We start from the raw sequence: 11,321 nt of genomic DNA, 5'->3' as shown, positions 1-11,321 counted from the left end.
AATTGTAGTGCTTTTAGTGAGGAGGGAGTATCTTGCTTGAGAAAAAAATTGCCTTTCGTGCCGACGCATCTATTGAAATAGGTACTGGTCATATTATGCGTTGTTTAACACTGGCCAATGAATTACGGAATAAAGGTGCTCAAGTTTATTTCATATGTCGTAAGCTGCAAGGTGATTTGTATCAATATATTTTAAATAAAGGATTTCATGTGTTTGTATTAGATGCAGATGGTGAAAATACGAATTTCTTAAGTACAGTACACGGGAGTTATTTAAACTGGTTAAAACATCATTGGTTTGTTGATGCAAAACAGACCAATGATATCTTGTCACAACTTCCCAACTTTGATTGGTTAATTGTTGATCATTATGGATTAGATAATAAGTGGGAGTCTGCTTTAAGAAAAAATGTAAGAAAAATCATGGTAATCGATGATCTTGCCAATCGAATGCACGACTGTGATTTGTTACTAGACCAAAATTTATACGATAACCTTAATGGTCGCTATAAAGATTTAATACCAGAGCATTCATTAGTAAAACTGGGACCTAAATATGCTATATTACGGCCAGAATTTCATGCCGCTAATAAATTTTCACGAAAAAGAACAGGAGAAATTGAAAGGATTTTTATTTTTTTTGGAGGACATGATGTAACAAATGAGACATTAAAAACGTTAAGAGCCTTACAAAATATAAATAAAGATAACTTAAAAATAGACGTTGTCGTAGGAAGCCAAAATCCGCATAAAGAGGAGATTCAAACTTATTGCAAGAGTGTTTCTAACGCTTCATTTTATTGTCAAATAGAGAACATGGAAGAGTTTCTCGTACGAGCCGATTTAGGGATAGGAGCTGGGGGTACAACCACATGGGAACGCTGCTTTCTTGGATTACCTTCTATAACAATTACAACTGCCGATAATCAAATTGAAGTAACCAAGGCTGTAGCGAAGGCTGGAGCTACATGGAATATTGGTACAGCTGAAAGTGTATCGGATAAAACAATTACGAAATGTCTAAACAAATTTTTATCAGATTCTAAAATAGTGAAAGAAATGTCTAATAAAGCTCTTTCTATACAGTGTGCCAGTAATTCAAAGGAAATAGAAAAAATTATTTTAGGAGGATAGTATGTTAGGGATTGGGGATTTTCAATTGGAAAGTTTAGAAAAGAAAGATTTAGAACTTATTTTAAAGTGGCGGAATACAAAAGAAATACGTTCAGTTATGTATGACGACCATCAAATTACAATAGACGAGCATGTAAAATGGTATGAAAAACTAATAATAGATGATACAAAGGTTGCAAGATTATTAACATATAAAGAAAAACCAATTGGATTTGTTAATTTTACAAAAATAGATGAAATGAATCAGACGTGTTATTGGGGATTTTATATAGGTGAAAAACAAAGCGCAAAACGTGCTGGAACTGTATTAGGTTTATTAGCATTAGACTATATTTTTGAAACGAAAGACATACACAAAGTGTGCGCAGAAATAATTGAATCAAACCGTATTAGTTTAAACTTTCATCAGAAACTTGGGTTCCAAGAAGATGGAAGATATGAAAACTATATTTATAGGAATAATGATTATATTGATGTCATTATAATGACCCTGTCTCATGAACAATGGACGGAAAAGAAAGAAGCTATAAAAAAAGAACTTGAAGGTGAAAAAATTGAGTAATGTATATATCGGAGGTAGAGAGATTGGTAATAGCTTGCCACCATTTATTATTGCAGAAATGTCAGGGAATCATAATCAATCATTAGATAGGGCGTTGCAAATTGTAGAGGCAGCTGCGGAGGCTGGGGCACAAGGTTTTAAAATTCAAACATATACACCAGATACAATGACTTTAAATATAGAAAATGGTGATTTTTTAATTAACGATACAAAAAGCTTATGGAAAGGTAAATCACTTTATAATTTATATAAAGAAGCTTATACGCCATGGGAGTGGCATAAACCAATTTTTGATCGCTGTATAGAGTTAGGAATGATACCATTTAGTACGCCGTTTGATGAAACAGCTGTAGAATTTCTAGAGTCATTAAATGTTTCATGTTATAAAATTGCATCTTTTGAAAATACTGATATCCCCCTCATACGCAAAGTAGCCGCAACAGGAAAACCAATAATCATTTCGACAGGTATGGCTTCGATTGCTGAACTAGATGAAACAGTAAGAGCTGCGAGAGAAGAGGGGTGTAAAGAATTAATTCTATTAAAATGTACAAGTACGTATCCTGCATCTCCAAAATCTACAAACATAGCTACCATACCTCATATGAAGGAGTTATTTAAATGTGAAGTAGGTTTATCTGATCATACGCTGGGAGTAGGTGTATCTGTAGCGAGTGTCGCCTTGGGTGCCACAGTAATTGAGAAACATTTAACGCTCTCCAGATCGGATGGAGGAGTTGACGCTAAATTTTCAATGGAACCAGCTGAATTTAAATTATTAGTAAGCGAAACTGAAAAAGCATGGGAATCTTTGGGGAATGTATATTATGGCCCTACTGATATAGAAAAAGATTCTTTAAAATTTAGAAGGTCATTATATGTAGTAGAAAACATAAAGGCGGGGGAAGTCTTTACAAATGAAAATATTAAAGCTATTAGACCAGGGAATGGTTTATTGCCAAAACACTTATCCAAAATTATCGGAAAGAAAGCGAGTAAGGATATCGAAAAAGGAACACCTATTTCGTGGGATTTAATTTGATATTGAGGAAATAAAAGCGTTTATAGAGAGACTTATAACAAAAATACTTTAGTAGAGAATAAATTTTAAAGGCCCTGTTTTTAGACAGGGCCTTTAAAAAGGGCATGACAGTTAACAACTGAAGGTACCTTTATATTACCATTACAAGAATGTTTATACCGTATTTTGGATGTTGAGAAATAAAAAAGGCAATCGTAGCGAATCGCCTTTTGATAAAACAGAGCACTTTCAAACATTATGTATTCGAAGTCATACGATAAGTGTAAATAAAAGAGCAGCTAGCAAAAGCTAACTGCTCAATACAGAAAAGAGAAGAACTACAGGGACGGTTAAATGAGTTCTGGCTTTCGCCTATTTTTATTATTGACGGAATGTTTAGTTTTATGCTGATAAACCTAAAAAGAGAATATTTAAAAAGTGCTCTTTAAGGGAAAAGTGAGATATTGAAAAGTAAATTAGGGTTTTTTGCTTCGAGATAATATATGACTAATTCATCATAATGTGACGATGAAACACAAAAGAGCAGCTAGCAAAAGCTAACTGCTTGGATCTCGACCAAGAGAGTTAAAGAGGGGGTAGTTCAAAGAAGCAAAGTAATTCTGAATAAAAAGGATTTGTTCATATTAGTTTAGGAAAAATTAAGATTTACTTATTATTACTTTAACTATTTAAAGTGAAACCTTAAGAGAAAGTTTAGATAAAATAAAATTTCGCGTTATAACATAATAATGTAATTTTTATTTGAATACCAAAAAAACTTATAAAAAGGGTACTAGTAATTATTATGGAGCGTGGAATTTATTGAGTACTACAGGAGGGGTTCATGAGTAAAATAATAGTATTATTAAGGAGTCTAGATGCAAAACTAATTTTAATTTTATGCATGTTTTGTATTATTAGTACCGCTGCAATTTATAGTAGTCAACAAACTGGTCAGTATGGAAGCACAAACTTTGCATTGCAGCAAGGTAGGAACTATATAATTGGTTTTGTACTGTTAATATTTGTTGCAAGTATTGATTGGGATCAATGGCAAAAATTATCTTGGCCATTGTATATTGTTGGTTCTGCGGCAATTGTTATATTAAAAATACTACCGGAGTCAACGTTTACTCCCGTTAAATTAGGAGCAAAAAGATGGTTTCAATTTCCTGTTATCGGTCAAATTCAACCATCGGAATTTTTCAAAATTGCACTAATTATATTTGTCGCCAATTTAGTAGTGAATCATAACGCCAAATATATGATTCGGACATATAAAACTGATTTCATATTGGTCGGAAAAATTATGTTAGTTTCAATTCCTCCTATTGCTTTAGTATACAGTCAGCCAGATACAGGTATGGTGTTCTTATACGCAGCATCTATTGCATGTATTTTATTTATGTCAGGGATTCAAAAGAAATTAATTGCATTTTGTACAGTCATCCCGGTAACTATATTATCTACATTAATATTTATATATATAAAATATCCAGATTTTTTCTTTAAAGAATTAGTTACTAGGTTAAAACCGCACCAACAATCACGTATTATAGGTTGGCTAAATCCAGCTGAAAATGCAGATCAAGGATATCAAACGCAACAATCTCTTTTAGCTGTTGGAAGTGGTGAATTACATGGAAAAGGATTCGGTCAAGGTAGTGTATATATTCCTGAAAAACATACTGATTTTATTTTTGCTACCATCGCTGAAGAAGGTGGATTCATAATTGCAGCTATCGTTGTATTGGTCTTGTTACTTCTTATATATCGAATAACTATAATTGCTTATTCAGCAGAGAATCTGTTTGGTACATTATTATGTGCTGGGACAAGTAGTGTTTTAACACTACAAATCTTCCAAAACATTGGTATGATTGTTGGGATAATGCCGGTAAAAGGAATTGCACTTCCTTTTTTATCATATGGAGGGAGTTCACTATTTTCAAATATGATAATGATGGGGCTTATTTTATCGGTGCATAAAAATTATAAAAAATACATGTTTCAAGTTAATTAAAAGAGAAGAATGTGTCTAGGTATGTTTTTGTAAAGGTTAATTTCTGAAAACGAAAAGAAATTAAATATAGTCCGGTTAGAAAACTAGAGGAAACTAATATTCTTATGTGAAATAAAACATAAGAATATTGGTGAATAAAAACAGTAGGTATCAGATTCTATAGGTAGATGCTTATATGTTGAATTCTATATTTTTAGATGTTAGTGTGAATATACACCGTTTCCTATTTATCTATGAACATTATCTGTAGAATGAATAGATTAATTTGAAAAAATCCCCTTGTGCATCCATATGCAGAAGGGGATTTTTATTTTAATGAAGGTGTGATTGTAAAATAGTCGTTATAAAATGGATTCTCTCATGAAAGGTATGCTGTGTAATAACTTTTGTATGAATTTTTTCGACCATTAATTTTTTTGAAATCGTATCATTCAAATGAAAAGATATTTTATTTAAACAGTCCTCAAAGCTATTATAGGATATAATTTCATCTTTATTGAAGAAAGATGAAAGGTCAGGTTTTTCTTCAATTATTTGAAAGCCTTGGCAAGCTGCAATATCAAATGTACGATTATTAATGGTATTATTTTTTACTTTATTTTTATTTTTATTCTGTTGAAATAGATAACTACGATGAGGGTTTAATATAAGATTAGCGTTATTATAATAGAGTGCAACTTCTTGAGGTGGAATCCATTCTTCTATAATTTTAATTCTTCGGTGATTCTTCCATTTTTTAAATAACTTATTTCTCCAGTGTTGACCAATAATAGTATAATGATAAGGGGTTTTTTCCAAAAGAAACTGTATCAATTTTACTCGGGTTGGATAAGGATATCCAATAAACAATACTTCACTTTTATATTTTGAGTTTTTTGGACCAGGTTTAAATACATCTATATTAGTTGCTAAGGGTAAGTGGTATACATTGGTATATCCTAAATCAGTGTAATAGTTAAGTGCTTCGCTATCAATGGTAAATATACAATCAAAGTTATTTAATAGAAGAAGAGAATTATCTATAGAAAATGGGTCCTCAGTTAACCAGACAGCTAATTTAATGTTCTTTTTTTTAAAATATTGAATTACTTTTTGAGGTAGATGATTACCTAATAAGGTGAAAACAATATCAGGATGGAACGTTGTTGTAATGAAATCCAATTTCTGTATTAATTCACTCGGCTGTACTGCCAACCATTCGAAATTTTGATCGATAAATGTTTCCTGTATGCTTTGATCTAGATATTGATAGATTTTTGAGTAACCAGAAGTAATGTATAAGAGTTTCATATTTCAATCCCTGCTTTAGGTTTAAAATATATTATGAGATAAACGTAACACTTTCTATTTCTTTACAACTAATCTTAGTAATACTTGTAGTAGGAGGAGTAACTGAATTTTCCTCTTCTAATGTGACGATACAAGTATTAGGGTTAAAATTTGTAAAAATAGCAGGTCCAATAATATTTCCAGATTTACCAGTCACAGTAACAACTTCGCCTGGTTGTAAATTTTTAAAAATACTACATATTCCACCTGAACAACGAAATAAATTGCATAAGAACAAATTTATCCCTCCTTTAAACAATATACTATATCATATGAATGTTTGTAGAACGATGTGTAGACAAGTAACCCTTAGAAGAGAAAAAAATTTAAATTAAAGCAACTTATTGAAATAATAGATACAATAGAATGTTACATTTTAGGGTATTCTAATTAGATTTTTCATTAAAAAAGACATTCAATAGAATGTCTTAAATATCGATTAAGCCAGAACCATATGAATCATCTTAAGGAGTGGTTAAAGTAACACTTTCTATATCTTCACAACTTATGAATATAGTATTGGTAGAAGAGGGGCTAATCACATCTTCTTCAACTAAAATCACCGCACAAGTATTCGGAATGAATTGAGAAAAAGTAGCAGGCCCAATAATTTGGCCTGATCTAGTAGTAACTGTAACAACTGTGCCCTCTGGCCATGTAGAGAATATAACACAAGCTAAGCCTGTACATGCTGCCATATTAAACCCTCCTAACTCTAAGTTATAATAATGGATTAAACTCCAAACATTTTATAGTGTATGTGGTAGAAATATGAAGTGCTTGGACTAATAGAAGTCACTTTCCGGTCTTATTCCTTCATGATCAATGTGATAGCTATTAAATATTACAGTATGAAGGTTGAAAAAATAAAATATGGAAAGCAGGTTTATGAATGAGATATTACATAATTTAGTGATTAGCTATTCCAAGATCCAAATGATATGAATCGGAATGATAAAGTGGAGATAGCGAATACTGGGGGCCATGCTGAATAGTATTTGAATATGATGAAATATAGGGCTTAAGTTTTCGATACTATTGATGGAAATTTCGAACAACTAGAAAACTAAAAAAATCTGATTTACATGTAACTGTTCTTAAAAGGGCTTGTTAAGGGTAACAAATGAATGTTTGAAAATGTAGCAAAAGTTGAACAAAAGCGTTATCTGAAAAAAAAAAAAGAACACAGATCAGTGCTCTTAGAAAGTAGACTATATGGTTTTTGGATTAGTATATAATATCATATGCTCGTTTCGTTTAAGTGTGTAAACAAAATTAAAGAATAAAGCACATATATTTGACACTCCCACGGCTAAAGCCACAAGCTGACTAACGTCAGTGGGATTCTTGCTACCAAAGGCGAAGTCTATTTCTAGTATCGCTGACGTGCAAGATTGCGGTGTGCCATCACCACTCCGTATCCAGCGCATATAGCAGACACGGCACTTGTTCTATTACCAAACGAGTCAGATTGTGAGTTCTCAATTGTGTTTTAGCGTCTTGTGCTTGACGACTCAATACATTTTACGGAGTAGAAGAATTTGTTACTCCAACCTCATATAGGGGTTCAGCAAGGGAAAATACAGATGATTAAAGGTATACATGAACTTGGTGTACCACTTGAAACGATTGTTAAAGCCAGTAAATTAGGCATAGATGAGATTGAACGTATTTTAGAACAAAAATAATCAGCAACAAAAAAAGAACCTATTAATTGGGGTCTTTTTTTGTGCTATTTGTCAACTCGGGGTACGGAAACGATTCTGGATATGAGGGGCCAAGCTAGAAAAATATTCAATAATAAAAATCGTAGGAATTGATAATTCCTACGATTTTTTGATTAGATTTCTCTAATATTAATTGTAAAATGTGGTTTAAATCTCACTTCAATTGCTTTTTTCTCCTCAGAACACTGAATATGGAGGGTATCATTGCGAGTATAGATCCGTTATACAAACTCCATATTTACGTCAAATACACATCCTTCATTATGTTTCTAATTAATATTTTTACGCCAGAACCACAAAAGCTACTTAATGAAATAACCCCCGAAAATAAACATTTTTTGAAAAATTTATAAAAAAGAAAATCGACAAAAATCTCAAAGAAAAGGCTCTATACTAGGTTTTTAAAAAATCCTAATATGAAAATTAAAATAATATAAATACCCAAAATTATTCCTATTATTGTTTTATCAGGAAAAATTATACTTAATTTTCTGAATAAATTTTATCTACAAATACAATTTATTTATTAATCAGAAAATTCTATTTTTATGCTAATATGGGTGGTGCAGCTCTGTTGCAAATATTTGAACTACACAATTATTTATAAAAGGGGGAATGTGAAATGGAAAAGGAATATATTCATGAAGAAATGCTAGAGCTTGAAGATCTTGAATTAGATGAAGAGGATTTACTAATTCGCGCAGGCAAGACATTAGGTTAAGTTTTAAAATAAGGAGGTTACATATGCAGTTTAACTGTATATGTAACTTTTTTTAAGGTAGGGTATACAGTATGAAAGAAAATAAGATTATTTTATTATATGAAAGATTTATTGAATTAGACTATGAAGAAGAGTTAGATAAAGTACCAAAATTAAAAAACAGAGGGGTACTTTTGAATTTTTGGAAAAAATGGTATGAAATTAGTGAAAAACAATTCGAATTTATAATTTGGAAGTCCATTAATACTGTAGATACTTTAGATGATCTAGTCAAAATAACTGGGACTTTAAGTTTGGCTTTAAGATTATTAAAAGTATTAAAAGAAAGAAATTTAGTTGAAATTATAGAAAATAAAATAAGGTTTTCACAAGATTTAACAAGTAGTATTTTATATGAACCAACCTCTCTTCCTAATACAGGATATGAGAGTAAAATAAACAAAAAAAAATATGCTCAATTTAAAGCTACTTGGGATAGTTCGTTGAAGAGAGCTGAAATAATAAATCAAGAGTTATCATCTAATAAAAATATCTTTTTTTGCGGAGATGATGATTATACAAGTTTGGCCCTTAAACAATATAAAAACAGAGAAATAAGTGTAGGAGATATTGACGAAGAATTAATTGAATATTTTAAAAATACAAACAAAGACATTGAATTTTATAATTTTGATGTTAGAAATGAAGTTATAGAAGATTTAAGGAATAAGTATGATGCAATACATTGTGACCCTATAGATGATGGTAGAGGGTTAGATTTGTGGTTAAATAGAGCTAATGAATTATTAAAAGGTCAAAAGGGTGATTTAATTTTTTTAAATGTAAGTGTTAAAAGATTAGGGAATAGGGCGGTTTATTTGCAGAATTTCTTGACATCTTTAGGCTTTTATTTAAAAGAAATTATTCACGATTTAAGTTCTTATAAAGTGGCTGAAGAGCCTTACATTGATGAAGAATTAATAAAAAAGGACTTAGATGGCATTGGTTTCTCTAAAGACACATTTTATAATTTATATATTCAAACGGACATGTTAGTTTTTGTACGATTAATAGATAAACCAACCCTTTTTCCGCAAGAATATTATGAGATTAGAAGAAAAATATAAAATAACTGCGAGGTAATATAATGTATGTTTTAGGAGTCAATGGGTGGGACTTTGATGTTCATGATGCGAGTGCGTGTTTATTTTATAATGGTAAATTAATAGCTGCAGCTGAAGAAGAAAGATTTATTCGTCAAAAAAAGGCATTAGATAAGATTCCATATAATTCAATAGCTTATTGTTTAAAGGAAGCTGAAATTACTCCAAATGAAGTAGATCATATTGTTATGGGCTGGGATGTAGAACAATTATATTTTGAGAAGTATTCAAAGAAGCTTAACAAAGATGAATGTCTTGAAAAGATTTTTCCGAAGAGAATTTTTAAGAGAGATAAAGATCCTCAAATCCATATGTGTTCTCATCATTTGGCACATGCTTCTGGTGCGTTCTTTAGTTCGGGATTCATTGAAGCTACCATAATAGTTATTGATGGAAGTGGAGAAGAAGAGTCAATAACGATAGCAAAAGGAAAAGGTAATACAATAGAAGTACTAGAAAAATACCCGTTGGAACATTCTTTAGGTATTTTTTATGAAGCATTAACTGTATTTTCAGGTTTAGGGAGGCATAATGAAGGGAAGTTAATGGGCCTATCTTCATATGGGGAAGAAATATTTGAATTTCCTGAAATACTGGAAAATCCTTTGAAACCAAATAAAAATACAGTTAGTATGAATGGTAAATATTTTTCGGTATTAAAAGATTGGATAAAAGTTATTAATAGTATAACAAAGATAGCTCCTAATTATATTAAATATGAATATAATCCAATAGATTCAATACTATTAATGAATTCATCAGTAATGGAATATAAAAATATTGCAGCCTCAGGTCAGGCAGCCTTGGAAAGAGCAATTGTTAAGCTTGTAAAAAAAGCTGTTAATCTAACTGGAATAGATAATTTGTGTCTTTCGGGAGGAGTAGCATTAAATTGTATAGCAAATAGAATTATAGCTAATTTACCAGAAGTGGATAGTTTGTACATTCAACCAGGTGCTTCAGATAGTGGGGTAAGTATTGGAGCAGCTACATGGTTTCTTGCCGAAAATGGTATAGCGCCTATGTTCACTGAAAATCATGTATATTCTGGTCCGGAATTTCCTGATTCTAGTATCTTAAATATATTAAAAAAATATAATTTATCATATATAGAATTAGGTTCTAATAAATATGATAAATGCTCCGAGTTATTAATTCAAAATAAGATAATAGGAAGATTTTCTGGAAAGATGGAATTTGGTCCTAGAGCTTTAGGAAATAGAAGCATAATAGCTAACCCTCAGAATAGTGATATGTTAAATAAAGTAAATACTCTTAAGAAAAGAGAGCAATGGAGACCATTGGCTCCTAGCATCATAGATGAAAACGCTTCTGTAGTATTAGAAGAAAAAATAAATAACCCTTATATGCTGTTAAATTCTACTGTTAAAAAAGAGGTACATCATTTAGTTCCAGCAATAGTTCATGTTGATGGATCAACAAGGGCTCAAGTAGTTACGAGGGATATGAATTCTGATTATTATGAAACAATCTATAACTTTTACCAGAAGACAGGAATTCCTGCAGTCATGAATACATCATTTAATGTAGGAAAAGAACCAATTATATGTAACCCAAGTGATGCTATTAGGTCATTTTATGGATCAGAGATGGATGCCCTTTTATTAGGTTCATTTTTAATTCTTAAATAAAGGAGGAGAGA

9 protein-coding genes and 1 pseudogene are annotated in these 11,321 nt (G+C 31.1%); 7 read left to right on the top strand and 3 right to left on the bottom strand.

All coding sequences use genetic code 11. The features are described from left to right. Positions 1-32 precede the first annotated feature (32 nt). The 4 genes from pseG to MHH42_RS27870 all read left to right on the top strand — a co-directional run bounded on the left by pseG (position 33) and on the right by MHH42_RS27870 (position 4,739). The gene (gene pseG, locus MHH42_RS27885; RefSeq protein WP_098100569.1) at positions 33-1,133 is read left to right on the top strand and encodes a UDP-2,4-diacetamido-2,4,6-trideoxy-beta-L-altropyranose hydrolase; all 1,101 of its coding nucleotides are present in this window, start codon (positions 33-35) and stop codon (positions 1,131-1,133) included. Position 1,134: 1 nt separating this feature from the next. Beyond that, positions 1,135-1,695 carry a UDP-4-amino-4,6-dideoxy-N-acetyl-beta-L-altrosamine N-acetyltransferase gene (pseH, locus tag MHH42_RS27880; RefSeq protein WP_000900606.1) on the top strand — a complete coding sequence of 187 codons (561 nt, stop codon included), beginning with the start codon at positions 1,135-1,137 and terminating at the stop codon, positions 1,693-1,695. After that, complete coding sequence (gene pseI / locus MHH42_RS27875) at positions 1,688-2,737, top strand: pseudaminic acid synthase (RefSeq protein WP_000073386.1); 1,050 nt, start codon at positions 1,688-1,690, stop codon at positions 2,735-2,737. The genes pseH and pseI overlap by 8 nt, the downstream gene beginning before the upstream one ends. An 823-nt stretch (positions 2,738-3,560) precedes the next feature. Then, positions 3,561-4,739, top strand: a complete 1,179-nt coding sequence (locus tag MHH42_RS27870; protein WP_000034797.1) for an FtsW/RodA/SpoVE family cell cycle protein — start codon at positions 3,561-3,563, stop codon at positions 4,737-4,739. Positions 4,740-5,051: 312 nt separating this feature from the next. Here the strand turns inward: MHH42_RS27870 and MHH42_RS27865 are convergent, their stop codons facing one another. The 3 genes from MHH42_RS27865 to MHH42_RS27855 form a co-directional block, all read right to left on the bottom strand. Further along, positions 5,052-6,029, bottom strand: coding sequence for a CgeB family protein (locus MHH42_RS27865; protein ID WP_016107726.1), 978 nt, complete (start codon positions 6,027-6,029; stop codon positions 5,052-5,054). Positions 6,030-6,060: 31 nt separating this feature from the next. Beyond that, the gene (locus MHH42_RS27860) at positions 6,061-6,306 is read right to left on the bottom strand and encodes a hypothetical protein (RefSeq protein ID WP_000477973.1); all 246 of its coding nucleotides are present in this window, start codon (positions 6,304-6,306) and stop codon (positions 6,061-6,063) included. A 226-nt stretch (positions 6,307-6,532) separates the two neighbouring features. Further along, positions 6,533-6,766 carry a hypothetical protein gene (locus MHH42_RS27855; protein WP_000718506.1) on the bottom strand — a complete coding sequence of 78 codons (234 nt, stop codon included), beginning with the start codon at positions 6,764-6,766 and terminating at the stop codon, positions 6,533-6,535. Between the two features lie 864 nt (positions 6,767-7,630). On the opposite strand from MHH42_RS27855, the pseudogene MHH42_RS27850 reads away from it, so the two are divergent. The 3 genes and pseudogenes from MHH42_RS27850 to MHH42_RS27840 form a co-directional block, all read left to right on the top strand. Next, positions 7,631-7,756, top strand: a pseudogene (locus MHH42_RS27850) (Rpn family recombination-promoting nuclease/putative transposase); the annotation flags it as partial. Positions 7,757-8,587: 831 nt separating this feature from the next. Continuing rightward, positions 8,588-9,622: a bis-aminopropyl spermidine synthase family protein gene (locus MHH42_RS27845; RefSeq protein ID WP_000662195.1), complete on the top strand. Its 1,035-nt coding sequence runs from the start codon at positions 8,588-8,590 to the stop codon at positions 9,620-9,622. Positions 9,623-9,642: 20 nt separating this feature from the next. Next, positions 9,643-11,310: a carbamoyltransferase family protein gene (locus MHH42_RS27840; protein ID WP_000289406.1), complete on the top strand. Its 1,668-nt coding sequence runs from the start codon at positions 9,643-9,645 to the stop codon at positions 11,308-11,310. Positions 11,311-11,321: the final 11 nt, after the last annotated feature.

Source organism: Bacillus sp. FSL L8-0099 (assembly GCF_038006385.1).
GTDB classification, from domain to species: Bacteria; Bacillota; Bacilli; order Bacillales; family Bacillaceae_G; genus Bacillus_A; species Bacillus_A toyonensis.
Note: the sequence above shows the minus strand (reverse complement) of the source record. Positions and strands in the feature narration are given on the sequence as shown.

Coding starts and splice junctions, on each gene's coding strand:
- pseH (WP_000900606.1), top strand. CDS start 1,135: ATGTTAGGGATTGGGGATTTTCAATTGGAAAGTTTAGAAAAGAAAGAT.
- MHH42_RS27840 (WP_000289406.1), top strand. CDS start 9,643: ATGTATGTTTTAGGAGTCAATGGGTGGGACTTTGATGTTCATGATGCG.
- MHH42_RS27845 (WP_000662195.1), top strand. CDS start 8,588: ATGAAAGAAAATAAGATTATTTTATTATATGAAAGATTTATTGAATTA.
- MHH42_RS27865 (WP_016107726.1), bottom strand. CDS start 6,029: ATGAAACTCTTATACATTACTTCTGGTTACTCAAAAATCTATCAATAT.
- MHH42_RS27870 (WP_000034797.1), top strand. CDS start 3,561: ATGAGTAAAATAATAGTATTATTAAGGAGTCTAGATGCAAAACTAATT.
- MHH42_RS27855 (WP_000718506.1), bottom strand. CDS start 6,766: ATGGCAGCATGTACAGGCTTAGCTTGTGTTATATTCTCTACATGGCCA.